Source organism: Paraconexibacter sp., from assembly GCF_059438195.1.
This window is the reverse complement of record NZ_JBLKKY010000045.1, coordinates 12,978-35,963: the sequence shown is the minus strand read 5'-3', so window position 1 is coordinate 35,963 and position 22,986 is coordinate 12,978. Positions and strand designations below refer to the sequence as shown.

The window sequence follows — 22,986 nt, the reverse complement described above, 5'->3', positions numbered from 1 at the left end:
CCGGTCCGCACGCCGGGACGCGTCCTCGCCGGGCTCGGCACGGGCGCGCTCGCCGCCGTCGTCGTCGCCCACGTCGGGCCGGCGCCCCCGGTCGCCCCGCTCGCGGTGGGCGCGACCGCGGCGGTCGCGGTCGGCCTCCTACCGCGCCTCGGCTGGATCGGCGCCGCGGTCGCGGCCGTCGTCTGGCTCTCCGGCGCGCAGGCCGCCGGTCTCGCGGTCCTCGTCGCCGTCGCCGCGGTCCCCGTCGTCGTCCTCGTCCGCGGGGCTCCCGCGTGGTGGACGCTGCCGGCGATCGCGCCGGCGCTCGGCGTCGCGTCCCTCGCCGTCGCCTTCCCCGTGCTCGCCGGGCAGGCGCCGCGCCTCCTCACGCGCGCTGCGCTCGGCCTGCTGGGCGCGTGGTGGCTCCTCCTCGCCGAGGCCGCGACCGGCGACCGGCTCCTCGCCGGCGCTCCCGGCGGCGTCCCGACCCGCGGCGTCGTCGCAGACGACGGCGGGGCGGCCCTCACCGACGTCGTCGGCCCGCTCCTCAGCGGCGGCGGGCTCCTCGCGGGGGCGGTCTGGGCGCTCGCCGCGGCCGTCCTCCCTCTCGTCGTCCGCGGCCGCGCCGCGGCGGTCGACCTCATCGCCGCGACGGCCTGGGCGGCCGCGCTGGCGACCGCGACGCAGGCGGCCGCCGGGGCCTCGAGCGCCGCGCCGTCGAGCGCCGTCGTGCCGGGCGCCGTCGTCGCCGGCGTGCTCGCCGTGCTGGCCTGCGCGTCGCGTGCGGACGTTCGGTCGCCGCGTGACGCGTAGCATTGATGAGCCGTCCACTGGACGGACCCGCCCACGATGAGCATGCTCAGGAACCTCGAGAGCAGGATCGCCGGCCTCGTCGAGGGGACATTCGGCCGCGTCTTCCGCACGGCCGTGCGCCCGGCGGAGCTGGCCCGCCGGCTCGTCAAGGAGATGGACGCGAACCGCACGGTGAGCGTCTCGCGGACCTACGCGCCGAACGAGTTCGTCATCTGGCTCTCCCCGGAGGACCGCGAGCAGACGAGCCCCATCGAGCACGAGATCGCCGACGAGCTCGCCGTCCGCGTCCTCGAGCACGCCCGCGCCGAGAAGCTCTCGCTCGTCGCCCGGCCGGACATCACCTTCGAGACCGACGATCGCCTCCGCCTCGGGGAGTTCGGGATCCAGGCGCGGCTCGTGCGTCCCGCCGCCGGCGGAACGGGGGAGCGCCCCGCGGTGCCGGATCAGGAGCCGTCCCCGTCACCGCCCCCGGTCGTCCAGGGCGAGCACGGGCACACGATGATCTACTCGACGTCCGACCGCGTGCAGGGCGAGCTGCGCGAGGATCGCGCGTCCCGCCTCGGCCGCGCGTTCGTCGTCGCCGAGGGCCGGCGGGTGGGCGTCCCCGCGTCGGGCGCCGTCCTCGGCCGCAGCCGCGAGTGCGATGTCGTGCTCGCCGACTCGAACGTCAGCCGCCGGCACGCGGAGATCCGCCCGAGCGGCGCGTCCTGGGTCATCGAGGACCTCGGCTCGACGAACGGCGTGCGCGTCAACGGGCGCGAGATCCACGCCCCGACGCCGATCACGGCCGGCGACCGCATCGAGCTCGGCACCGCCGTCATCGGCCTCGAGGTGGAGTGACGATGCTCGAGCCGGTCAGCGCCGCCCTCCAGTTCGGCTTCCTCGCCGTGCTCTACCTCTTCATCCTCTGGGTGTCGCGGAGCGCCCTGAAGGACCTCCGCCGGTCCGCGCAGGCGCCTCCGCCGATGGCCCCGACCGACGCGACGGGCTTCCACACCGCGGCCGCCGTCCCGCGCGGCGATCTCGACGGCCTCGACGCGCGGCTCGTCGTCGAGCGGGCGCCCGGCCACGTGTCCGGGATGGAGTACGAGATCGGCGAGGGCGCGATCCTCGGGCGCGGGGATCAGGCCGAGATCCGGCTCGACGACCCGTTCGCGAGCTCGCGACATGCGCGCCTGAGCCGCCAGGGTGGCATCATCGTGCTCGAGGACCTGGGGTCGACGAACGGGACCTACCTCAACGAGGAGCTCCTCGGCGGCCCCCAGCCGCTCCACCCCGGTGATCGCGTCCGCATCGGGGACAGCGAGTTCAGCTACGAGGAGGGCTAGGCCCTCCGTGGAACGAGTACCGGTGCTGCGCGTCGTCGACAGCTTCAAGGGAACGGACACCGGGCGTCAGCGCCGGGCGAACGAGGACGCCGCCTTCGAGCGGTCGCCGCTCTTCGCGGTCGCGGACGGGATGGGGGGCGCGCGGGCCGGTGAGGTCGCCTCGCGGATCGCCGTGGACGTCCTCGAGCCGGGCCTCCCCGACGGCCCGGAGAGCATCGAGGACCGCCTCTCGGCGCTCGTGCAGGACGCGAACGCGCGCATCCACGACCTGTCGCGGTCCGACGCCGAGCGCGCCGGCATGGGGACGACGATCACGGTCGCCCACGTCGGCGACGAGGAGCTCACGGTCGCGCACGTCGGCGACAGCCGCCTCTACTGCCTTCGCGACGGGACGCTCGAGCGCCTGACGCGGGACCACTCGCTCGTCGACGAGCTCGTCCGCGAGGGCAAGATCACGCAGGAGGAGGCCGAGGTCCACCCGCAGCGGTCGATCATCACGCGCGCTCTCGGCCCCGAGCCGCAGGTGGAGGTCGATCGCCTCACGTGGCGGCCCCGCGCGGGCGACGTCTACCTCCTCTGCTCGGACGGGCTCACGTCGATGGTCGCCGAGAGCGACGTCGCGCGCATCATCACGGAGTCGCTCGAGGACCCCGAGGCGGGCGTCCGCGGGGCAGGCCGCGCGCTCATCGACGCGGCGAACGCGGCGGGGGGCCGGGACAACATCACGGTGGTCCTCTTCCGTCTCGAGGAGGTCGCGTTCGGCGGCGCGGACGGGTCCGCCGCCGCCGGCGCCGAGGAGCCGACGCGCCTGGGCCGCGACATGCCGACCGTCGCCGAGGTGCAGGCGGGGCTGGCGACGCAGCAGGCCGCCGGCGCCGAGGCGGCGGCGACCGCGGCGGCCACCGCGGCCTCGCCGGAGCCGGTCGAGCGCCGGATGCCGAAGCTCCGCCGGGCGGTCACGGGCGGCGAGCAGACGCGCCGGAGCCCGGTCCGCAAGACGCTGCGCATCCTCTTCGCGATCTTCATCGTCATCTTCCCCTTCGCCGCGGGCGGGTACATCGCGACGCAGGCGGTGTACTTCGTCGGGGTCTCCGACGAGGGCTTCGTCGCCGTGTACAAGGGGCTCCCGTACGAGCTGCCGCTCGGCGTGGAGATGTACAGCGAGAACTTCGTCTCGGGGGTCCCGGTCACGGGCCTCCCCGCGCCGATCGAGGAGACGGTCACCGAGCACAAGCTGCGCTCACTCGAGGACGCGAACGATCTCGTGCGCGCGCTCGAGAGGGGCGAGGTCGCGGGCCAGGGCGGCCCATGAGCGCGCGGACGCGCGAGCTGTTCGCGCTGATCCCCGCGTCGCTCCTCGTCACCGCGGGGTTCACCGCCGTCTTCGTCCAGCGCGACGACGTCCTCACCGACGTCTCGCTCACCTACGGCGCGGTGTTCCTCGGGCTCTGCTTCGCGGTCCACCTCGTCATGCGCCTCTTCCTCAAGGAGGCGGACCCCTACCTCTTCCCGCTCGTCGCGATCCTCGCGTGCTTCGGCCTCGTGATGATCTACCGCCTCGACGAGGAGCTCGCGCGCGAGCAGGCGCAGTGGTTCGTCGCGGGTCTCGCGGCGTTCACGATCACGGTGATGCTCCTGCGGGACTACCGCAAGCTCGAGCAGTACCGGTACACGATCGCGCTCGGCTCGCTGTTCCTCCTGCTCCTCCCGCGCGTCCCCGGCATCGGGGAGCAGACGAACGGCGCCTACCTCGGCGTCAACCTCGGGCCGATCTCCTTCCAGCCGGCGGAGTTCGCGAAGATCGGGATGATCATCTTCCTCGCGAGCTACCTGCGCGACACGCGGCAGGTGCTCGTGACCGGCGGGCGCACCTTCCTCGGCATCGTCATCCCGCCCCTCAAGCACTTCGGGCCGCTGCTCGTCGTGTGGGGCGCGGCGATGGTGATGCTCGTCTTCATCCGCGACCTCGGCAGCTCGCTGATGTTCTTCGGCGGCTTCCTCGCGATCCTCTACGTCGCGACGAACCGCCTCAGCTTCCCGCTCATCGGCCTCGGGCTCTTCGCCGCCGGCTTCGCCTTCTTCGCGAGCACGGTCGGTCACGTCGAGGCGCGCATCGAGGCGTGGCAGGATCCGTTCGACCGGCAGCTCTTCGAGTCCGTCGGGGGCAGCGAGCAGCTCGCCCAGTCCCTCTTCGCCCAGGCCGACGGCGGGTTCTTCGGGGCGGGCTTCGGGCAGGCGTTCACGACGCTGCAGGGCGGGGAGATCCAGTTCCTGCCCGCGGCCCACACCGATCTCATCTACGCGCTCATCACGAACGAGCTCGGCCTCGCCGGCGCGTGCGCGGTCCTCCTCACGTACCTCCTCATCGTCGAGCGGGGCTTCAAGGTCGCGATGCTCGCGCGCGACTCCTTCTCGAAGCTCCTCGCGGCCGGACTCACCGCCGTCTTCGCCTTCCAGGTCTTCGTCATCGTCGGCGGCGTGACGAAGGTGATCCCGCTCACCGGGGTCACGCTGCCGTTCGTGAGCTACGGGGGCTCGTCGATCGTCGCGAACTTCGTGCTCCTCGCGCTGCTCCTCTGCGTCTCCGACAAGGCGAGGAGGGAGGCGTGAACGCTCCGATCACCCGCCTCTTCGTCCTCGCGGTCCTCATGTTCGGCCTGCTCATCGTGTTCACGAGCCGCTGGACGGTGTTCGAGGCCGACGCGCTCAACGCGAACGAGCTCAACCGGCGCGGCGTCTTCGAGGAGCAGCAGATCCGCCGCGGCCGGATCCGCGCCGCGGACGGGACCGTCCTCGCCCGCAGCGAGAAGACCGACGACGACACGTACACGCGCCGCTATCCCGCCGGCGACCTGTTCGGTCACATCATCGGCTACTCGTACATCTCGATCGGGCGCGCCGGGCTCGAGCAGTCGCGCAACGAGGCGCTCATCGGCGAGAAGGAGGGGCTCGGGACGATCATCGACCGCATCGTCGGGCGCACGCAGGTCGGGAGCAACGTGCAGACGACGCTCGACCCCGAGGCGCAGCGGGTCGCGATCCAGGCCCTCGGGGGCCGCAAGGGCGCGGTGGTCGCGATCGAGCCCGCGACGGGCAAGGTGAAGGCGATGGCCTCGGTGCCCGGGTTCGCGCCGGGCGACCTCCGCGACGCCGAGAACTTCCGCTCGCTCGCGACCGACGACGACTCGCCGCTCCTCAACCGCGCGACGCAGGCGCTCTACCCGCCCGGTTCGACGATGAAGGTCGTCACCGCGGCTGCGGCGCTCGACAGCGGCGAGTACGAGCCCGACAGCACCGTCAACGGGAACAGCGGCGTCGAGATCAGCGGCGTCCCTCTGCGGAACTTCGGCGGTCGGGACTTCGGCCCGGTGACGCTGACGACGGCGCTCACGAACTCGGTGAACACCGTGTGGGCGCAGATCGCCGAGGACCTCGGCAAGGAGACGATGAAGACGTACATGGAGCGCTTCGGCTTCCTCGAGGACCCGCCGCTCGACTACCCGGACGGGCAGATGGCGCCGTCCGGGCCGTACCGCGAGGGGGAGATCCTCTCGCCGACGTCTCGCTTCGTCGACATCGGCCGCCTCGCGATCGGGCAGGACGTCCTCCTCGTCACGCCGCTCCAGATGGCGATGGTCGCCGCCGCCGTCGCGAACGACGGGACGCTCATGAAGCCGAGCTTCACCGAGCGGATCACGGACGGCGACGGGCGCCTCGAGGAGCGCGTCGAGCCGGAGGAGCAGTCGCGCGTGATGAGCCGGTCGGCCGCGCGCGAGCTGCAGGCGATGATGTCCCAGGTCGTCCGCGAGGGGACGGGAACCGCCGCTGCGCTGCAGGGCATCGAGGTGGCGGGCAAGACGGGCACCGCCGAGATCGACCCGAGGACGGATCTCAACCAGCCGTGGTTCATCGGGTTCGCTCCCGCGAGCGACCCGAAGATCGCCGTGGCGGTGACGATCGAGAGATCGACCGGAGGGCAGGGCGGCACCGTTGCCGCGCCTGTCGCGAAACAGGTGATGGAGTCGCTGACCGATGGATGAACGTCTGACCGCCGAGACGATCGTGGACGGCCGCTACCGGGTGCTCGAGCGCATCGGGTCCGGGGGGATGGCCGACGTGTACCGCGCGGAGGACCTCCAGCTCGGGCGCGACGTCGCCCTCAAGCTGCTCCACGGCCGGTTCGCCGAGGACCCCGAGTTCGTCGAGCGCTTCCGGCGCGAGGCGTCCGCCGCCGCGGGTCTCCAGCACCCGAACGTCGTCTCGGTCTACGACCGCGGCGAGTGGGACGGCACCTACTACATCGCGATGGAGTACCTCGACGGGCGCTCGCTGAAGAGCCTCGTCCAGGAGGAGGGCCCGCTGCCGCCCGCCTACGCGGTCGACATCGTGACGCAGATCCTCAAGGCCGCGAAGTTCGCGCACCGGCGCGGCGTCGTCCACCGCGACCTCAAGCCGCACAACGTCATCGTCGACCCCGAGGGGCGCGCGAAGGTGACGGACTTCGGGATCGCGCTCGCGGGCGTCTCGGAGATGACCCAGACCGGGTCGATCATGGGGACCGCGCAGTACCTCTCGCCCGAGCAGGCGCAGGGCCACCAGGTGACGGGCCAGTCCGACCTCTACTCGATCGGGGTCATCCTCTTCGAGCTCCTCACGGGCCGGATCCCGTTCGACGGGGACAGCGCGGTGACGATCGCGCTGAAGCAGGTCAACGAGCGGCCGCCGGCGCCGAGCCACATCGTGGCCGGCATCCCGCAGCACCTCGACGACATCGTCATGCGCGCGCTCGCGAAGGACCCGGTCGAGCGGTGGGCCGACGCCGACGAGTTCATCGCGGCCCTCGACCGGGTCGGCCGGGAGCTGCCCGCCGTCGGCCAGGACACCGCGGCGACCGGCCTCGCCGTGCCCGGAGCAGCGGCTGCCGGGTGGGCCGCCGGGGCGCAGGCGACGCAGATCTCCGGCCCCATCCCCGAGGTCTCCGCCTACGACGGCTACAGCTACCAGCAGGGCCAGCCGCCGGAGAAGGACAGCAGCCGGAAGTGGTGGGTCGCGCTCGTCGTCGGCCTCCTCGTCGCCGCGGCGATCATCGGCGGCCTCCTCCTCTTCGGCAGCGAGAAGGTCACCGTCGCGAACGTCGTCGGCGCGGACGAGGCGAGCGCGGTGCAGCGGCTGCGCACCGACGGGTTCGAGACGGAGGTCGTCCGCCGCAGCGACGACAACCAGCCGGAGGGGACGGTGATCGGCCAGAACCCCGAGGGCGGCGCGCAGCTCGAGGAGGGCGAGACGGTGACGCTCGTCGTGAGCAGCGGGCCGGGGACCGCGCGCGTACCCGACGTGACGGGACAGCCGAGATCGGAGGCGCGCGCGGCTCTGCGCGACGCCGGCTTCCTCATCCGCGAGCGGAGCGAGGCCTCCGACGAGGTGGGCGAGAACCGCGTCATCACGACGGTGCCCGACCCGCTCACGACGCTCGACCGCGGGGCGACGGTGACTCTCGTCATCTCCTCGGGCGCCGAGCGCGTCGAGGTCCCGGGGGTCGTCGGCCAGAACCGCGACGCCGCCGAGTCGACGCTCGAGGCGGCCGGGCTGCGGGTGACGATCCAGGAGCAGGAGAGCGAGCAGCAGGAGGAGGGGACGGTGCTGCGCCAGAACCCGACCAGCGGCTCGAGGGTCGCGAGCGGCTCGGTCGTCACGCTCACGGTCGCCGTCCAGCCGGAGACGGTCGAGGTCCCGGGCGTCGTCGGTGACAGCTCCGCCTCGGCGATCGCCCAGCTCTCCGCGGCCGGGTTCGTGCCCGACGTCCAGCAGCGCGAGGTCGACACGCCGGACCAGGACGGCGTCGTCCTCGAGCAGAGCCCGTCGAGCGGCAGCCGCGATCGCGGGTCGAAGGTGACGATCGTCGTCGGCGAGTTCACGCCCGAGCTCAATCCCGATCCTCAGCCGGGCGACGACGGCGACAGCGGCTCGGGCACCGGGTCCACGAACCCCGGGACGACGACGGGGCCGGCGCAGTGAAGGTCTGCGTGCTCAGGGGCGGCCGGTCGAGCGAGCACGACGTCTCGCTGCAGTCCGGGGCCGCCGTCGCCGACGGCCTGCGGGCGGCCGGCCACGAGGTCGTCGGCGTCACGCTCGGCCGTGACGGCGGCTGGCGGGACGAGGAGGGCCACGCCGTCACGATCGAGCCGGGCCGCGGCCTGTTCCACTCCGACGTCGTCTTCCCGGTCCTGCACGGGCCGTTCGGCGAGGACGGCACGGTCCAGGGGCTGCTCGAGATCCTCGGCGTCCCCTACGTCGGATCCGGCGTCCTCGCGAGCGCGGCGTGCATGGACAAGGTCGTCTTCAAGGACCTCATGGCTGTCGCCGGGATGCCGCAGGTCGATTACGCGCTGGTCGTGCATGGTCCCGACGGCGAGCCGCGGTCCTCGCGGCCGCTCGACGAGCTCGGGTTCCCGTGCTGGGTGAAGCCCGCTCGCCTCGGGTCGAGCGTCGGCATCGTGAAGGTGCGCGACGCATCGCAGATGGACGCGGCGCTCGCGACGGCCTTCGAGCACGACGACCGGGTCATCGTCGAGGCGAGCGCGCGCGGTCTCGAGATCGAGTGCTCCGTGCTCGGCCCCACGATCGCCCCCGAGGTGAGCGAGCCGGGCGAGATCGTCCTCGGCGGCGAGTGGTACGACTTCGCGGCGAAGTACACGCCGGGTGGCATGGAGCTCGTCGTCCCCGCGCGGATCAGCGAGTCCGCGAAGGAGCGCGTCCGCGAGCTCGCCGCCGCCGCCTTCACGCGCGCCGGCTGCTCCGGTCTCGCGCGCGCCGACTTCTTCGTGGACGGCGAGGCCGTTCTCCTCAACGAGCTCAACACGATGCCCGGCTTCACGGAGACGAGCGTCTACGGGAAGCTCTGGGAGAAGAGCGGTCTCGAGTACCCGCGCCTCGTCGAGCGGCTCTGCGAGATCGCGCTCGACCGCCACGCGGAGATGCGCGCGCTGCGGAGCTGATCGGAGCGCCTCGCGTGCGCTGCCTCCTCCTGCACCCGCACCCGGACATGGGCGGGAACCAGCACAACAACGTCGTCAGCGCGTTGTTCGGCGCGCTCGACGGCGCGGTGCGCTTCGACTTCGCCTCGTCCGACCTCGCGGTCGCGACCGGGCAGGTGATCGACCACCTCGAGGACGGGCCGGCGTGGCTCGTCGGCTACTCGTTCGGGGGCGGGGTCGCGGCGCTCGTCGACGACCCGCGGGTCCTCGGCTGGTGCCTCGTCGCGCCCGCGCTGGCGATGGTCGAGCCGGTCATCGGCGGCGACGAGCGTCCGAAGCACGTCGTCGCCGCCGAGCGCGACGCGTTCTTCGCGCCGGCCGCGCTGCGCGAGGCGACCGCGGGCTGGGCGGCGACGACGCACGACACCGTCGCGGGGGCCGACCACTTCCTCGTCGGCCACGAGGCCGACGTCGCCGCGAGGTGCGCGGCGTGGCTCGCCGCGGCCGACGCGTCGTGACCTCGCCCCGTCGCGCGGACGTGCGGCGATCCGACGACGCGATGCGTCGCTGGGACGCAGCACGTCAGTGCTGGGCGCGCCCGTGCGTCGCCGCGACGACCGTCGCGCCGACCGCGACGCCGAGGAGGGCGGAGGCGCCGGTGTTCGTGAGCCACGCGGCGACGCCGCCGACCGCGTCCCCGACGTCCTCCTCGAGATGGTGGACGGCGTCGTAGAGGAACGACACGCCGAGGTCGTCGAGGCCGACGAGGAGGATGTGCCCACCGACCCAGAGCATGGCCGCGATGCCCACGGTCGAGAGGACGGAGAGGACGACCGGCATCGCGCGCACGAGCCCCCGCCCGAACGCGGCCGCGATGCCGGCGCCGGTCTCGGCGAGGCGCAGGCCGACGTCGTCCATCTTCACGATGAGCGCGACGGCGCCGTAGACGAGCGCGGTGATGCCGAGCGCCACGGCGACGAGGATGAGCGCGCGCGAGAGGAGCGGCTCGTCGGCGACCTCGTCGAGCGCGATGACCATGATCTCGGCCGAGAGGATGAAGTCGGTGCGGATCGCGCCGCCGACGAGCTCCTCCTCCTGCTCCGGGCCCTGGACGGTCGCGGGGCTCTCGGGGAGGTGCTCGTGCGGGTTGACCGCCTCCCACAGCTTCTCGGCGCCCTCGTAGCAGAGGTAGGTGCCCCCGATCATGAGGATCGGCGTGAGGAGCCACGGCACGAGCTCGCTCAGGAGCAGCGCGGCGGGGAGGATGAAGAGGAGCTTGTTGCGCAGCGAGCCGGTGGCGATGCGCTTGATGACGGGCAGCTCGCGCTCGGGGTGGAAGCCGTGGACGTAGCGCGGGGTGACGGCGGCGTCGTCGACGATGACGCCGGCGGCCTTCGCGCTCGCCCGGCCGGTGCCGGCGGCGACGTCGTCCACCGAGGCGGCCGCCGCCTTCGCGAGCGCTGCGACGTCGTCGAGGAGCCCGGCGAGCCCGGCGCTCATCGGCGGCCCGCCCGGACCGGGGTGGACGACGGCCTCGTGGTGCCCGTGGCGGGCGCGGTCGCGGTGCTCACGGCGCACAGGGTAGGCGGGCGGACGGCTGGGGCGGGCGGCCGTGGCGCGTCCGGGACGTACCCTCGCTCAGCGAGACGCGAGTCGGGGGGCGGGCCCGAGAGGAGCCGCCGCCGGATCCTCACGCCGCGAGGTGATCGATGTCGTACGCCGCGATCCTCTGGTCCGCCGTGACGAGCACGCGCTGCTCGATCTGGGACTGAGCGACGAGCACGCGATCGAACGGATCGTGATGGTGCTGCGGGAGGCGAGCGGCGAGGACCACGTGCGAGCCGTCGATGGTGAGCACCCCGAACGCGTCGTCGGCTGCGCCCACCAGGATGTCTGCCGGCGCCGCGAGGCGCCCGAGCGCGCGCTTGATCTCGATCTCCCAGACGCTGGCGACGCTGACCGCGACGTCGTCGCTCGTCGCGATCGCCTCGCGCGCCGTCCCGCCGAGACGCGGGCTGTTCGCCCACCACCACAGCAGCACGTGCGTGTCGAGCAGCAGTCGCACGCTCAGGCGCCGAACGCGCCGGCGATGTCGTCCGGCAGGGGGGCGTCGAAGTCGGCGCCGATCTCGATCTGGCCGGCGAAGCGTCCCGGCTCGCGGCGGGCGCCGCGCCCGGCGGCCGCGGTGAGAGGGCCCAGCTTGGCGACCGGACGGCCGTCGCGCGCCACGACGATCTCCTCGCCATGCTCGGCACGCTCCACCAAGCGCGAGAAGTGCGTCTTCGCCTCGTGGATGTTGACCTGGTCCGCCATCGAGTCCAGGTTAGTCAGGCAGTGCGGTGGTCGCAACACGCCACACGGCCCCGTCCGGCCGCCTCACCGGTGCCGGCCGCGCTTGGTGTCGTACATCGCGCGGTCCGCGCTGTTGAGGAGTCGGTCGTAGTCGTAGGTGCCGTGCCACGCGTGGGCCGTCCCGAGGCTCGCACGCAGGTGGATGTCCTCGCCGGGCTGGGGGAGGGGCGTGCGGGCGAGGCGCTCCTCGAAGGCCTCGGCGACGCGGGCGGCGGCGTTCGCGTCGGTGCGGACGAGGAGGATCGCGAACTCGTCGCCGCCGAGGCGCGCGAGGACATCGGTCTCGCGCACGACGGACCTCATCGCCTGAGCGACCGCGACGAGGGCGTCATCGCCGGTCTGGTGGCCGTGGCGGTCGTTGATCGCCTTGAGGTCGTCGACGTCCACGAGCATGAGGCTCAGCGTGTCGGCGTGCCTCCGCGCCTCGACGAGCCGGCGCTCGACCTCCTCGCGGAAGCGCCGCCGGTTGAAGAGCCCCGTGAGCGGATCGCGATCGGCGAGCTCGCGGATGTGCTCCTGGGTGAGCCGACGATCGGTGATGTCGTGCACGATCGTGAGGACGAGCTCGTTCTCGATCGGGACGAGAGGCGCGACCTCGCACCAGCGGGTGTCGCCGTCCTTGCGGTGGACCGGGATCTCCGCCGCCGCCGCCGGGCCGGGTGTGGCGACGCCGTTCGGCCGCGCCGCGCGGACGCCGGGGTCGAGGATCCCGAGCTCCGCCGAGGTGCGACCGAGCAGCTCGCTGCGCCTGTAGCCGGTGAGCGCGCAGAAGGAGTCGCTGCACTCGAGGATCCAGTCGTCCTCGACGGCGCAGAGGACGATCCCGTCGTACGTGTGCTGCAGGAGCGCCCGGAAGAGGCCGCGGTAGTCCGCGGTCTCGCCCCGGGCCTCCGCCATCCGCGGCAGGCGCCCGCGACGGGCTCGCTGCGCCCGGTCGCGCCAGTGGGCGACGAGGTCGTCCGAGGCGAGCGCGAAGCCGTCATCGACGGCCGCGAGCGTCGTGAGCCACTGCAGCGCGTCGAGGTAGTCGTGCCGATGCACGGCGTCGACCATCCACCGGAGCGTCTGCTCCCGCGCTCGTTCGTGCTGCGAGCGACCTGACATCGCGGAACCTCCACGGGGCGGCCGATCGTGAAGGTCGAGAAGGCGAACCGTCGAAGACGCGCAGGGGCGCCCCAGGCGATGGGCGGACCCATCCTCCACGCCGATAGCACGAAAGTACCCAGCGCGCGGGGGAACTGCAACACGCGGCGGACGAGAGATCGACCCCCTCAGCCCTCGCTCTCGACGACCGCGACGTGGTTGCCCCACGGATCGCGCAGCATGAAGAGCAGCGGCGCCCCCGGTGCCTGCATCGGCTCGTCGAGGTCGACGCCGCCGAGCTGCGACAGGCGCGCGTGCTCGGCGCGGACGTCCCGCGTCTCGACGCCGATCCCGCCGCCGCCGGGCTCGTCGCCCATCGGCGGGTTGAGGGCGAGGCGGGCCACCGAGCCGGGCGGGGCGACCTCGACCCATCGTCCGGTGTGCTCGCCCTCACCGAACGGGACGTCCGCGCGGAGCTCGAACCCGAGCTTGCCGGTGTAGAAGGCGATCGCCTCGTCCTGGTCGCCGACGCTGAACATCGCGACGCCGAGGCTGCTGACGGTGGTGGGGATGCTGGTGGATTCGCTCATGCCCTGAAGACTGCTGCGGAGCACGGAACTCATCGGGACGCGCCTGCTTCCGAATCGCCGCGGCGTGGGCCGGGTACTCGCGACCGCATGAGCGGCACGTCCTCCCCGGAGCCCGTCCACCCCCGCCCCGCCGGCGCGACCGACGAAGAGGTCGAGGCCGCGGGCCGCATGAGCGAGGCGCTCGAGACGATCGAGCGGGCGCGGGGCCGGCTCTACGACGCCCATCAGCTCATCGGCGAGGCCGACCTCGCGCTCGACGAGGTCGTGCGGCTCCTCCGCGAGTCCGGGCACGACGACCTCGCCGACGACATCTCCGAGGACCTCCTCGGGCGCAACGTCATCAGCGGCCGCTGGACGTTCCAGGTCGTCGAGGACTTCGATGACGGGTACTACGCCGCCTGGCGCGAGAGCGAGCGCCGCGTCCGCGACGCGCTCACCGCCGGCCGGCGCCACGTCTTCGAGGCCGAGATGAAGGAGCGCCGCCGCACGCACGGGCGTCCCGGCCACGAGCGCGCCCCGGAATGACCATCGCTCCTGACGAAACTCACCCCAGGCGTGAGTTTCGTCAGGCGGGACGGCAGGTCCGGCGCTACTTGAAGAGCGTGACCTCGGAGATCTCGACGTCCTCGTCGCCGTCCGGGAGGCCGGTGATCCAGATGAGGTAGTAGCGGAACTCCTGGCCGGCGGTGTCGAGGTCGATCTGGAACTCCTCCTCGTCGGCCTCGATCGGCGCGAGCTCGACCCAGCCGTCGCCCGGCAGCTTCTCCGGGACGTTCTCGCGTGCGGCGTAGACCGTGCCCGACCAGCCCGTCACGGGCGTCGAGATCGAGAGGGCCCGCGCGTCGACGCCCGGGTCGGCGTCGACGTAGATGCCGACGCCCGGCTCCGAGCCGTCCGGCGGCGGGCTCGTCTTCGTGATGACGCCGTTCTGGTAGTTCTCGGTGTCCCACACCGAGTTCGGGTCCTTGTCGAGGATGAACCTCGCCTGGTCGGGATGCTCCTCGCCGTCGCCCTGCGGGTCGTAGTCGCTCGCCCGGTCCTGGCCGAGGCTGATCGCCTCGAGGCCCGGGGGACGCTCGACGTTGACCGGCGGGGCGCTGCCGGTGCCGCGCTCCGCGCGGTCGCCGAGGAGGAGGAGGGCGATGACGCCGGCCGCCGCGACGACGAGGAGGGCGCTCGCCAGCCGCCACGGGTGCGTCACCCTCGTCGGCAGCCGCCGCCGCGCCGTCGGCGGCAGGGTGCGGAGGACCGCGGTCGCCTCGCCGGTCGACTGGCCGCTGCGCGCCGTCTCGATCGAGAGGACGTCCTCGAGATCCGCGATGAGCGTCGCGTCGTCGGGATAGCGGTGCCGCGTGTCCTTCGCGGTGAGGCGGTCGACGACCGCCGCGAGCGCGCTCGAGACCTCGGGCCGGCGGATCTGGACGTCCGGGATCTCCTCCCGCACGTGCTTCATCGCGACCGCGACCTGGTTGTCTCCGGTGAACGGGACGCTCCCGGTGAGCATCTCGTAGAGGACGACGCCGAGCGAGTAGAGGTCGGACTGCCCGGTGACCGGCTGGCCGAGCGCCTGCTCGGGGCTCACGTAGTCCGTCGTGCCGAGCACGCGGCCGTCGGCGGTGAGGCCCTCCTGGTCGAGCGTCCGCGCGATGCCGAAGTCCGTCACCTTCGCCGAGCCCTCCTCGTCGATGAGGACGTTCTGCGGCTTGACGTCGCGGTGGACGATCCCGCGCTCGTGCGCGGCGCCGAGCGCGCGCGCGATCTCGATCGCGTAGGCGACGGCCTCGCCGACCGGGAGCTGGCCGTGGCGGCGGATGCGCTGCTTGAGCGTCTCGCCCTCGACGTACTCGAAGACGATGTAGGGCGTCGTGTGGAACTCGTCCGTCCGCTGCTCGCCGGCGTCGATGACCGCGACGATGTGCGGGTGGTTGAGCTGGGCGACCGCGCGGGCCTCGCGCCGGAACCGCTCGATCTGAGCGGCGTCCGCGGCGCTGTCGCGGTGCATGACCTTGATCGCGACCTGGCGCTCGAGCACCGTGTCGAAGGCGCGGTAGACGGTCGACATCCCCCCGGCGCCGACATGGGCGTCGAGGCGGTACCGGTCGTTGAGAAGGGTCCCGACCGTGACGGTCACTGCGCACATTGTGGAGCCATCGCCGTCGTCCGTGTCACGTGCCTGCGGACACATTCGCGGCGGAGGCCCCGGACCCTGCGCGTCGCGGGCCGCCGCAAGGCGGCGACCCGCGACTAGGAGGGCGAGGCGGAGGGCTCAGCCACGGAGGAGGTTGAGGACCTGCTGCGGGGCCTGGTTCGCCTGTGCGAGCATCGACATGCCCGCCTGGTTGAGGATCTGCGCCTTGGTGAGGCTGACCATCTCCTCGGCCATGTCGACGTCGCGGATGCGGGACTCCGCCGCGACGAGGTTCTCCTGGTAGGCGCCGAGGTTCCGCATCGTGTGCTCGAGGCGGTTCTGCGCCGCGCCGAACGTCGCGCGCTGGTTCGTGACGGCGTCGATCGCCGCGTCGATCTCGGAGATGTCGGCCGAGCCCGCGACGGTGAGCGAGTAGTACGCCACGCCGACCGCGCTGCCGAGGCTCACCGTCGTGACGGTGATGACCTCGCCGTCGTTCGCGCCCACCTGGAAGGTGATCGACGAGGCGGTGTCGAGGAGCTTGATGCCGTTGAACTCCGCGGCGCCGCCGATGCGCTCGATCTCGGAGGCGAGCTGGTTGACCTCGGTCTGGATCGCGTCACGGCCGGCCTGCGAGAGCGAGCCGTTCTTGTACTGGACGGCGAGCTCGCGGACGCGCTGGAGCATCGAGTGGACCTCGTCGAGGTTCGACTCGGCCGTCTGCACGAGCGAGACGGCGTCCTGCGTGTTGCGCTGGGCCTGGGAGAGGCCGCGGATCTGGCCGCGCATGCGCTCGGAGATGCCGAGGCCGGCGGCGTCGTCGGCCGCGCGGTTGATGCGGTAGCCGGAGCTGAGGCGCTCCATCGACTTCGAGAGCTTGTTGCTCGTGTCGGAGAGCATGCGATGCGCGTTGAGCGCCTCGACGTTGTTCTGAATGCGGAGGGACATCCGGTCCTTTTCCTTTCGGGGTCTTCCGTGACGGGCGCGTGCGGTGAGGGCCGCGTGCGCCCCGCGGTGCTACTTGGGCTTCTTGTCGGCGAGCTCGGGGAGCCCGTCGGGGAGCTGGGAGGCGTCCGCCGAGGCGGCCTCCACGTTCTCGGCCTTGACGGCGGAGTAGATCTCCTCGCGGTAGACGGGGATCGACTTCGGCGCGTTGATGCCGATGCGGACGCTGGATCCGCTCACCTCGATGACCTCGATCACGACGTCGTCGCCGACGATGACCTTCTCGCCGGGGCGCCGGGTGATGATCAGCACGGGGTTCCTCCTTGGAACGGGGTCGAGGTGAGCGTACCGAGCGGCTCAGGCCGCCCGGCTCTTCTCGTCCGTGGCCGGGGCCGCCGAATCGTCGGTCTCGTCGGCCGCCAGAGGGAAGAGCGGCGCGCGGACCGGCGCGTCAGGAGCCTGGTTGATGACCTGGTGGCCACGCCCGCCGGCGACGAGGATCGGCGCCGCGAGGTTCGCGCAGAAGTCCGGGAGGGACTCGGCTGCGCGGACCGTCACGTAGACGGACGTCGCCTCGGCGTCGGTGATTCCCAGCCGGTCGGCCTCCTCGTCGGAGAGCTCGACCTCGTAGGTCGGGAAGAAGCGCCACGGGTTGGTGAGCGGGATGGCGAGAGACGGGTCGTCGAGCGAGTGCAGCCAGACGAACGCGCTCTCCTCGCTGCGCGCGAGGAGCGCGTAGCGGGTCCCGCCGAGGCCGATGAGGCCCGAAGGGAAGTCGAGCACCGCGTCCGGGGGGATCTCGATCCGCCCGAACCGCGAGCTCTGCAGCACGACGGTCATGTGGTCCTCCGGATGGGTGCCGCCGCTCATCGCAGGAAATCCATGAGCGACGTCTGGATGATCGCCGCGCCGGACCGCATCGCGGCCTCGTACGCGGCCTGGTGGTTCGAGAGCTCGAGCACGGCCTGGGCCGTGTCGACGTCCTCGAGGTCGGAGACGCGGGACGTGCCCGCGAGCTCCAGGTCCGCGAGACGGCTCGTCGCCGCCTCGAGACGATTGGTGAGCGCGCCGACGCTCGCGCGCGCCTGGGAGAGGGTGGTGAGGTTCGCGTCGAGCGCGGCGAGGTCCGTCGTGCGCAGCGTCTCGACGTCGGCGGGGGCGCCGCTGCGGAGGTGGTCGGCGATGTCGCGCAGGTTGTCGAGGAGAAGGCCGTCGTTCGCGGCCTGCCCCGAGCCGAGGATGCTCGAGCCGAGCGTGTTCACCTGGACGGTGACTCCCGGCCCGATCTCGCGGACGACCGCGCCGGCGTCGCCGGCGTAGGCGTCGGAGGCCGCCGAGTACGGCGCCGTCGTCGTCGCCGTCCCGGAGAAGAGGTAGTGGTCGCCGTGACGCGCGTTCGCCGTGTCCTTCGCGGAGGCGACGAGCTGGTCGATCTCGGCGGCGATCCGCTCGCGTCCCTCGGGCGTCGTCGCGGCGTTCGAGCCCTGGACGACGAGCTCGCGGACGCGATGGACGATGTCGGTGAGCCCGCCGAGCGCGGTGTCGGTCGCGTCGGCCCAGCCGGTCGCCTCCTGCGTCGAGGCGCGATGACGGGCGAGCGCGGCGTTGTCCGCGCGCTGCATGATCGCTGCGCGCGTCGCCGCGGCGTCGTCGGACGGCGCGTTGATCCGCTTGCCCGTCGAGACCTGGCGCTGCGACTCGGCGACCGCGTTGTCCGCGCGGCGGAGGTCCGCGAGGAGGCGCTGCGAGGCCATGCCGTGCGTGATGCGCATCGACATCAGAGACCCACCCGCCCGGTGCGGTTGATGAGCACCTCGAGGTTCTCGTCCATCGCGGTCATCGCGCGGGCCGACGCCTGGTAGGCGCGCTGGAAGCGGACCATGTTCGTCATCTCCTCGTCCATCGAGACGCCGCTCACCGACATGCGGCGCTCGATCGCGCCGTCGCGCAGGCGGGTCGCCGTGTCGGCGAGGCGCTGAGCCGCGGCGGAGTCGTCGCCGAGGGCGCGGACCATCCCGGCGTAGGAGGAGTCGATGGCGCCGCCGCGGAGCGCGGCGACCTGGAGGGCGACGTCGTTGCTGCCGGCGGCGGAGGTCGAGCCGGGCGTGACGGTCGCCGCGGTGACGTTGACCGTGAGGGTCGCGGCGGTCGCGCCGGTGAAGAAGGGCGGCGTCGTGTGGATCGCGTTCACCGCGGAGGCGAGCTGCGCGCTCATCGCGTCGAGGTCGCTGCGGCGGGCTCCGATCGGGCCGGTCGGCGAGGCGAGGTCGAGGAGGGCGCCGAGCGTCCCGCCCGGGGCGGTGAGCGCCTGCGGCCACGTCACGGTCGTGCCGTTGACGAGCGGCGCGGCGGCGTCGCCGAACTGGACGCTGATCGAGCCGCCGCCGAGCTCGGTGACGCTCACCTGCGCGAGCGTGGAGAGCTCGTCGAGGATCTCGTCGCGACGGTCGAGCAGGTCGTTCGGGGTGCGCCCGGCGGAGATGTGCTGCGTGATGGCGGCGTCGAGGCGCGCGAGCTCCTGGGCGGCGACCGCGATGGGGCCGGTCGCGGAGGTCTTGTCCGCGTAGTCCTGCGCGGCGACCGCCTGCATGCTCGCGAGCTGCTGGTCGAGCGTGCGGATGCCCTCCACGAGGGTCTGCGCGTGGCCGACGAGCGCGGCGCGCGCCGAGGCGGACTCGGGGTTCGCGGAGAGCTGGGACCACGAGTCCCAGAAGCGCGAGAGCATCGCGCCGATGCCGGTGTCGCCCGGCTCGCCGAGCATCTCCTCGGCGGCGCGGAGCGCCTCGGCGGTCGTCTCGTGCTGGCCGGCGGCCATCTGCTGCGCGCGGACCTGGAGGTCGATGAACTGGTCGCGGATGCGGCGGTACTCGTCGACCTCGACGCCCTGGCCGAGGATCGCGCCCGCCCCGCCCTGGACGGCGCCCGCGGGGATGAGGAGGCCCGGCGCGGCCGACATGACCGCCTCCTGGCGCGTGTAGCCCGTGCGGTCGGCGTTGGCGATGTTGTTGCCGGTGACGTCGAGGCCGCGCTGCTGGGCCATGAGGCCGCGGAGCGCGAGGTTGAGGCCGCTGAAGCTCGAGATCGGCATGGTCAGGCCTCGAGGTCGAGCACGCGGTGGGCGGTGGGACGGCGGCCGCTCGACGCGACGGTGCGGCGGTCGGCCTCGTAGACGCCGGTGTCGTCGGCGCCGGCGCCGAGGGTCCGCATGAGGTGGTCGAGGAAGGCGAGCTCCTGGCGCATGAGGGCGCGGTTCGCGCGGTGCTCGCGGCCGATCTCCTCGAGGAGACCGCGGAGCTCGGCGCTCTTCGCGCGCGCCGCGTGGCTCTCCCCGGAGGACAGCAGCGTCGCGAGCGCGTCGAGCGTGACGACGTGGGCGGCGACGCCGAGAGCCTCGCCGGCCCGACCGAGGAGCCGGGCGCGGTCGCGCTCGAGCGCGCCGCGGCGCTCCATCTCGCCCTCGATCTCGGAGAGCCCCTCGAGCACCGCGTCCACGTCCGGCGTGCGGATCGCCTTCCCCTGGCGGAGGACCGCCTCGAGGAGGGCCCGCGCCGAGCGCAGCTGCGCGTCGAGGTGGGCGAGGACCTCGGCGCCGAACGCGGTCGCCGGGCTCGGCACGGTCGCGGGGAGCGTCATGACGCGCTCGTCCCTTCGGGTGCGGTGGTGGTGGACGGCTCCGTCCTCGCGGCGATCTGCGAGGCGATCTCGGCGGCGAGGCCGAGGCCGCCGGCCTCGATGACCGCGTCGGCGAGCGCGCTCGGGAGCTGGTCGCGGAGGGCCTTCGTCGCGGCGCTCTCGTCCTTCTCGGAGAGGGACGTCGTCTTGGAGAGCTGCTCGGTGAGCTGCGTGAGGAGCTGGCGCTCGAAGCCGAGCGCGGCGACGTAGGCGTCGCGCTGCTCCTGGCTCCCGTCGCGGATCGCGGGCGGCAGCGCCGCCGGGGAGAGGCTGTCGACGCCCGGCACGCTCATCGCGCCTTCACCTGCGCGGCCATGCCGTGGACCTCGTCCTGCATGCGGATCGCGCGGCTCGCGAGCTCGAAGGCGCGCTGGGCCTGGATCATGTCCGCCATCGCCGACCCGATGTCGACGGTCGAGGACTCGAGCGCGCCCTGCTGGAGGATCGTGCGCTGCGGCGCGTCGGCGATCCCGCCGCTCGCGGCCGACGGGCGGAAGACGTTGCCGTCGCCGCCCTCGAGGCCCGCGGGCGCCGGGACGGTGACGAGGCGCAGGCGTCCGTGGATCGCGTCGCCGACGCGGACGGTGCCGTCCGGGCCGATCGCGACGTCCTCGGCCTGGGTGCCGGCGGGGAGCTGGATGGGCGGATCGAGGAGCAGGCCGCCGGCGCCGGTGACGAGGCGGGACTGGGCGTCGAGGCGCAGGTGGCCGTCGCGCGTGAGGCCGGTCGCGCCGTCCGCGAGGCGGACCGCGAGGAAGCCGTCCCCCTGGATCGCGACGTCGAGCGGCTCGCCGGTGTCGACGATCGCGCCCTGCTGCACGCTGCGCCCGAGCGAGGAGACGGCCGCGCCCGCGCCGATCTCGACGCCCTCGGCCCCGCCGCGGGCGGCCTGGGTGTAGACGAGGTCGCGGAACGCGACGCGGACGTGCTTGTACCCCGTCGTCGAGACGTTCGCGAGATCGTTCGAGACGGCGTCGAGACGCCGCTGCTGGGCCGCCATCCCGGCGGCCGCCGTGTACATGCCTTCCAACAAAGCTTCCGGTCTCCTCGGAGGGAGGGAGTGGAGTCCGGCCTCCGCCTAGGGGCGGTCCAGTCGGGATCTCCGGTGTCGACCGGGATGGTCGGCCGCCGTGGCCGGGCCTTGAACTCGGGTCGGACGAAAGTCCAGAGGCGTCCGGCCGGGATGGCAGGGCGCGGCGCGGGGCCCGCCTGCGCACCGGCGCGGGCGGGCTCGAAGGGGGGCGCCGCGGTGGATCAGCCGCGGATCGAGCCGACCTGCGTCGTCGCCTGACGCAGCGTCTCGTCGATCGTCTGGATGGCCTTCTGGCCCGCCTCGAAGGCGCGCATCGAGGCCATCATGTCGACCATCGTGCGCGCGGCGTCGACGCCGGAGGACTCGAGGGCGCCGGAGCGCACCGTGCCGGGCTGCCCGCCGGCGGGGTTGCCGACGTAGCGGCCGTCCCCGGCCTTCTCGACCCCGTCGAGGACGGTGACGGCGACAGTCGCGGGATCGACGGTGCCGTCGGCCCGCACGAGGACCGGGCCGCCGCCGGCTCCGACGACGAGAGCGCCGAGCTGGTCGACGAGACGGCCCTGGGCGTCGGCGCGGAAGCTGCCGTCGCGCGTGTAGCGCAGGCCCTGGGGGGTCTGGACGGAGAAGAAGCCGTCGCCCTGGATCGCGAGGTCGAGCGGCTCGCCGGTGTCGCGCAGGCTCGTCGGCGTGATGTCGGTGATCTGCTCGGCGATCTCCGCGCCGGTGCCGAGCGCGCCGACGGGACGGCCGTTGCGCTGGTTGATGAGCGCGAGCTCGTCGGCGAACGCGCGCTGCGCGACGCGGTCGGCCTTGTAGCCGGGCGTGTTCGCGTTCGCGAGGTCGTTCGAGAGGAGGTCTTGGCGGGTGAGCTCGGAGAGCATCCCGGCCGCGGCGACGTAGAGCCCACGTTCCATGCCCCGGGTCGTCGGCGGCGAGGCCGGCCGGTCGCAGCCGCCCCGGACGGATGGCGGAGGGGCGCGGCGGGGCGGGGATGCCGGGCGGCCGGTGAACCGTCCCCACGACGCCGAGCGCCCCGCGGGGGCGGGGCGCTCGAGACGGGACGCACGGCCTGTCCGCGTGGCCGTGCGGTGTCCGGTGGTGGTCCGTCAGGCGACGGCGCGGAAGAGGCTCGCGTCGGCGTCGAGCGCCTTGCGGAGAGTCTTCTTCATCGCGCTGTGGATCTGGCAGACGCGGCTCTCGCTCACGCCGAGGATCTCGCCGATCTCGGCGAGCGTGAGGTTCTTGACGTAGAGGAGGACGGCGACCTCGCGCTCGCGCTCGGGAAGGCGGGCGAAGGCGGCGCGGAACTTCTCCTTGGCCTCCTCGGACTGCGCCATGTGGAGCGGGTCGACGCGCTCGTCCTTGCTCGCGATCGTGTCGAGGCGCTCGATCGTCGTCTCGTCGTCGGAGAGGACGACGGTGTTGAGCGAGGTGAGGTCGGAGCGCGTGATCTCGTCGCGGTGGCGGCGGAGCTCGTCCGGGGTGACGCCGAGGCCGTCGGAGAGCTCGTCGACGGTCGGGCGACGGCCGTGGAGCGTCGTGAACTCGTCGGCGGCCTTCTCGATGTCGCGCTCCCAGCGGCGGACCGAGCGCGGCGCCCAGTCCTGGCGGCGCAGCTCGTCGAGGACGGCGCCGTGGATGCGGGTCCAGGCGTACTGCTCGAGCGTCGCGCCCTTCGTCGGGTCGTAGCGGTCGATCGACTGGATGAGCGCCTCGAGGCCGCACGAGATGAAGTCCTCGACCTCGCACCGCGCCGGCATCTCCCGCACCTTCTTGTAGACGATGTACTTCACGAGCGGCGCGAACGTGAGGACGAGCCGGTCGCGGAGTGCGGGGTCCTCGGTCCGCCGGTACTCGTTCCAGAGGGCGAGCGCCTCGTCGGACGAGAGTCGGCGGGGGCGACCCCCGGGGGCGGTGCGGACTGCGGTGCGGACGTGGGACATGCGGACGGTCCTCTCCTGGGCTGGAACCTTGCGGGGACACGGCATGTGTCGGCCGCCTCGGTGCTTCACCACATCCCCGCTTTCCGGTAGAGACCCCACGACACGCGTCGAGATCGTCCCTCCCCAGAAGTGGGGAGGGTGCGGCA

The 22,986-nt window shown here is 73.0% G+C and carries 25 protein-coding genes and 1 pseudogene; 10 read left to right on the top strand and 16 right to left on the bottom strand.

Annotated features, from left to right (window positions below; all coding sequences use genetic code 11):
- The 9 genes and pseudogenes from ACME2J_RS15180 to ACME2J_RS15140 all read left to right on the top strand — a co-directional run.
- Window positions 1–792 (top strand): annotated as a pseudogene (locus ACME2J_RS15180) (hypothetical protein); the annotation flags it as partial.
- Between the two features lie 36 nt (window positions 793–828).
- Entirely contained in the window at window positions 829–1,632 is an 804-nt protein-coding gene (locus ACME2J_RS15175) for an FHA domain-containing protein (RefSeq protein WP_495545774.1), read from the top strand.
- A gap of 2 nt (window positions 1,633–1,634) precedes the next feature.
- Window positions 1,635–2,120 carry an FHA domain-containing protein gene (locus ACME2J_RS15170; RefSeq protein WP_495545773.1) on the top strand — a complete coding sequence of 162 codons (486 nt, stop codon included), beginning with the start codon at window positions 1,635–1,637 and terminating at the stop codon, window positions 2,118–2,120.
- A 7-nt stretch (window positions 2,121–2,127) separates the two neighbouring features.
- On the top strand, window positions 2,128–3,432 hold the full coding sequence (locus ACME2J_RS15165; protein WP_495545772.1) for a Stp1/IreP family PP2C-type Ser/Thr phosphatase: 1,305 nt from the start codon (window positions 2,128–2,130) through the stop codon (window positions 3,430–3,432).
- The gene (locus ACME2J_RS15160) at window positions 3,429–4,730 is read left to right on the top strand and encodes an FtsW/RodA/SpoVE family cell cycle protein (protein WP_495545771.1); all 1,302 of its coding nucleotides are present in this window, start codon (window positions 3,429–3,431) and stop codon (window positions 4,728–4,730) included. Before ACME2J_RS15165 ends, ACME2J_RS15160 begins: the two co-directional genes overlap by 4 nt.
- Complete coding sequence (locus tag ACME2J_RS15155; RefSeq protein WP_495545770.1) at window positions 4,727–6,160, top strand: peptidoglycan D,D-transpeptidase FtsI family protein; 1,434 nt, start codon at window positions 4,727–4,729, stop codon at window positions 6,158–6,160. The genes ACME2J_RS15160 and ACME2J_RS15155 overlap by 4 nt, the downstream gene beginning before the upstream one ends.
- A complete protein-coding gene (pknB, locus tag ACME2J_RS15150) occupies window positions 6,153–8,135 on the top strand; it encodes a Stk1 family PASTA domain-containing Ser/Thr kinase (protein ID WP_495545769.1) in 1,983 nt (660 codons plus the stop codon). The genes ACME2J_RS15155 and pknB overlap by 8 nt, the downstream gene beginning before the upstream one ends.
- Entirely contained in the window at window positions 8,132–9,115 is a 984-nt protein-coding gene (locus ACME2J_RS15145; RefSeq protein ID WP_495545768.1) for a D-alanine--D-alanine ligase family protein, read from the top strand. Before pknB ends, ACME2J_RS15145 begins: the two co-directional genes overlap by 4 nt.
- Before the next feature lie 14 nt (window positions 9,116–9,129).
- The gene (locus ACME2J_RS15140) at window positions 9,130–9,612 is read left to right on the top strand and encodes an alpha/beta hydrolase (RefSeq protein WP_495545767.1); all 483 of its coding nucleotides are present in this window, start codon (window positions 9,130–9,132) and stop codon (window positions 9,610–9,612) included.
- A gap of 64 nt (window positions 9,613–9,676) precedes the next feature.
- Here the strand turns inward: ACME2J_RS15140 and ACME2J_RS15135 are convergent, their stop codons facing one another.
- From ACME2J_RS15135 to ACME2J_RS15115, 5 genes are all read right to left on the bottom strand, one after another.
- Window positions 9,677–10,594, bottom strand: coding sequence for a DUF808 domain-containing protein (locus ACME2J_RS15135; protein ID WP_495545775.1), 918 nt, complete (start codon window positions 10,592–10,594; stop codon window positions 9,677–9,679).
- 190 nt (window positions 10,595–10,784) lie between these two features.
- A complete protein-coding gene (locus ACME2J_RS15130; protein WP_495545766.1) occupies window positions 10,785–11,159 on the bottom strand; it encodes a type II toxin-antitoxin system VapC family toxin in 375 nt (124 codons plus the stop codon).
- Window positions 11,160–11,161: 2 nt separating this feature from the next.
- Window positions 11,162–11,407, bottom strand: a complete 246-nt coding sequence (locus tag ACME2J_RS15125; protein ID WP_495545765.1) for a type II toxin-antitoxin system Phd/YefM family antitoxin — start codon at window positions 11,405–11,407, stop codon at window positions 11,162–11,164.
- A 63-nt stretch (window positions 11,408–11,470) separates the two neighbouring features.
- A complete protein-coding gene (locus tag ACME2J_RS15120; protein ID WP_495545764.1) occupies window positions 11,471–12,499 on the bottom strand; it encodes a sensor domain-containing diguanylate cyclase in 1,029 nt (342 codons plus the stop codon).
- Between the two features lie 218 nt (window positions 12,500–12,717).
- Window positions 12,718–13,119, bottom strand: coding sequence for a VOC family protein (locus tag ACME2J_RS15115; RefSeq protein ID WP_495545763.1), 402 nt, complete (start codon window positions 13,117–13,119; stop codon window positions 12,718–12,720).
- Window positions 13,120–13,206: 87 nt separating this feature from the next.
- On the opposite strand from ACME2J_RS15115, the gene ACME2J_RS15110 reads away from it, so the two are divergent.
- A complete protein-coding gene (locus ACME2J_RS15110) occupies window positions 13,207–13,644 on the top strand; it encodes a hypothetical protein (RefSeq protein ID WP_495545762.1) in 438 nt (145 codons plus the stop codon).
- A 64-nt stretch (window positions 13,645–13,708) separates the two neighbouring features.
- Here the strand turns inward: ACME2J_RS15110 and ACME2J_RS15105 are convergent, their stop codons facing one another.
- The 11 genes from ACME2J_RS15105 to ACME2J_RS15055 all read right to left on the bottom strand — a co-directional run bounded on the left by ACME2J_RS15105 (window position 13,709) and on the right by ACME2J_RS15055 (window position 22,840).
- Window positions 13,709–15,259 (bottom strand): protein kinase domain-containing protein, encoded by a 1,551-nt coding sequence (locus ACME2J_RS15105; RefSeq protein WP_495545761.1) that lies wholly within the window; start codon window positions 15,257–15,259, stop codon window positions 13,709–13,711.
- A 126-nt stretch (window positions 15,260–15,385) separates the two neighbouring features.
- Entirely contained in the window at window positions 15,386–16,195 is an 810-nt protein-coding gene (locus ACME2J_RS15100; RefSeq protein ID WP_495545760.1) for a flagellin N-terminal helical domain-containing protein, read from the bottom strand.
- 69 nt (window positions 16,196–16,264) lie between these two features.
- Window positions 16,265–16,504, bottom strand: coding sequence for a carbon storage regulator CsrA (csrA, locus tag ACME2J_RS15095; RefSeq protein ID WP_495545759.1), 240 nt, complete (start codon window positions 16,502–16,504; stop codon window positions 16,265–16,267).
- 45 nt (window positions 16,505–16,549) lie between these two features.
- Window positions 16,550–17,062 (bottom strand): flagellar assembly protein FliW, encoded by a 513-nt coding sequence (gene fliW, locus ACME2J_RS15090; protein WP_495545758.1) that lies wholly within the window; start codon window positions 17,060–17,062, stop codon window positions 16,550–16,552.
- Entirely contained in the window at window positions 17,059–17,970 is a 912-nt protein-coding gene (gene flgL, locus ACME2J_RS15085; protein WP_495545757.1) for a flagellar hook-associated protein FlgL, read from the bottom strand. The genes fliW and flgL overlap by 4 nt, the downstream gene beginning before the upstream one ends.
- Window positions 17,970–19,280, bottom strand: a complete 1,311-nt coding sequence (flgK, locus tag ACME2J_RS15080; protein ID WP_495545756.1) for a flagellar hook-associated protein FlgK — start codon at window positions 19,278–19,280, stop codon at window positions 17,970–17,972. Before flgK ends, flgL begins: the two co-directional genes overlap by 1 nt.
- Window positions 19,281–19,282: 2 nt before the next feature.
- Window positions 19,283–19,825 (bottom strand): flagellar protein FlgN, encoded by a 543-nt coding sequence (locus ACME2J_RS15075; protein ID WP_495545755.1) that lies wholly within the window; start codon window positions 19,823–19,825, stop codon window positions 19,283–19,285.
- Window positions 19,822–20,157, bottom strand: coding sequence for a hypothetical protein (locus tag ACME2J_RS15070; RefSeq protein WP_495545754.1), 336 nt, complete (start codon window positions 20,155–20,157; stop codon window positions 19,822–19,824). The genes ACME2J_RS15075 and ACME2J_RS15070 overlap by 4 nt, the downstream gene beginning before the upstream one ends.
- Complete coding sequence (locus tag ACME2J_RS15065; RefSeq protein ID WP_495545753.1) at window positions 20,154–20,885, bottom strand: flagellar hook-basal body protein; 732 nt, start codon at window positions 20,883–20,885, stop codon at window positions 20,154–20,156. Before ACME2J_RS15065 ends, ACME2J_RS15070 begins: the two co-directional genes overlap by 4 nt.
- A gap of 233 nt (window positions 20,886–21,118) precedes the next feature.
- Entirely contained in the window at window positions 21,119–21,811 is a 693-nt protein-coding gene (locus tag ACME2J_RS15060) for a flagellar hook-basal body protein (RefSeq protein WP_495545752.1), read from the bottom strand.
- Window positions 21,812–22,003: 192 nt separating this feature from the next.
- Complete coding sequence (locus ACME2J_RS15055; protein WP_495545751.1) at window positions 22,004–22,840, bottom strand: sigma-70 family RNA polymerase sigma factor; 837 nt, start codon at window positions 22,838–22,840, stop codon at window positions 22,004–22,006.
- Window positions 22,841–22,986 lie beyond the last annotated feature (146 nt).

Coding starts and splice junctions, on each gene's coding strand:
- ACME2J_RS15105 (WP_495545761.1), bottom strand. CDS start 15,259: ATGTGCGCAGTGACCGTCACGGTCGGGACCCTTCTCAACGACCGGTAC.
- ACME2J_RS15060 (WP_495545752.1), bottom strand. CDS start 21,811: ATGGAACGTGGGCTCTACGTCGCCGCGGCCGGGATGCTCTCCGAGCTC.
- ACME2J_RS15120 (WP_495545764.1), bottom strand. CDS start 12,499: ATGGTCGACGCCGTGCATCGGCACGACTACCTCGACGCGCTGCAGTGG.
- ACME2J_RS15115 (WP_495545763.1), bottom strand. CDS start 13,119: ATGAGCGAATCCACCAGCATCCCCACCACCGTCAGCAGCCTCGGCGTC.
- flgK (WP_495545756.1), bottom strand. CDS start 19,280: ATGCCGATCTCGAGCTTCAGCGGCCTCAACCTCGCGCTCCGCGGCCTC.
- ACME2J_RS15065 (WP_495545753.1), bottom strand. CDS start 20,885: ATGTACACGGCGGCCGCCGGGATGGCGGCCCAGCAGCGGCGTCTCGAC.
- ACME2J_RS15135 (WP_495545775.1), bottom strand. CDS start 10,594: ATGAGCGCCGGGCTCGCCGGGCTCCTCGACGACGTCGCAGCGCTCGCG.
- ACME2J_RS15070 (WP_495545754.1), bottom strand. CDS start 20,157: ATGAGCGTGCCGGGCGTCGACAGCCTCTCCCCGGCGGCGCTGCCGCCC.
- ACME2J_RS15100 (WP_495545760.1), bottom strand. CDS start 16,195: ATGTCCCTCCGCATTCAGAACAACGTCGAGGCGCTCAACGCGCATCGC.
- ACME2J_RS15110 (WP_495545762.1), top strand. CDS start 13,207: ATGAGCGGCACGTCCTCCCCGGAGCCCGTCCACCCCCGCCCCGCCGGC.
- flgL (WP_495545757.1), bottom strand. CDS start 17,970: ATGTCGATGCGCATCACGCACGGCATGGCCTCGCAGCGCCTCCTCGCG.
- ACME2J_RS15175 (WP_495545774.1), top strand. CDS start 829: ATGAGCATGCTCAGGAACCTCGAGAGCAGGATCGCCGGCCTCGTCGAG.
- ACME2J_RS15160 (WP_495545771.1), top strand. CDS start 3,429: ATGAGCGCGCGGACGCGCGAGCTGTTCGCGCTGATCCCCGCGTCGCTC.
- ACME2J_RS15075 (WP_495545755.1), bottom strand. CDS start 19,825: ATGACGCTCCCCGCGACCGTGCCGAGCCCGGCGACCGCGTTCGGCGCC.
- ACME2J_RS15170 (WP_495545773.1), top strand. CDS start 1,635: ATGCTCGAGCCGGTCAGCGCCGCCCTCCAGTTCGGCTTCCTCGCCGTG.
- ACME2J_RS15055 (WP_495545751.1), bottom strand. CDS start 22,840: ATGTCCCACGTCCGCACCGCAGTCCGCACCGCCCCCGGGGGTCGCCCC.
- pknB (WP_495545769.1), top strand. CDS start 6,153: ATGGATGAACGTCTGACCGCCGAGACGATCGTGGACGGCCGCTACCGG.
- ACME2J_RS15125 (WP_495545765.1), bottom strand. CDS start 11,407: ATGGCGGACCAGGTCAACATCCACGAGGCGAAGACGCACTTCTCGCGC.
- fliW (WP_495545758.1), bottom strand. CDS start 17,062: ATGAGCGGCGGCACCCATCCGGAGGACCACATGACCGTCGTGCTGCAG.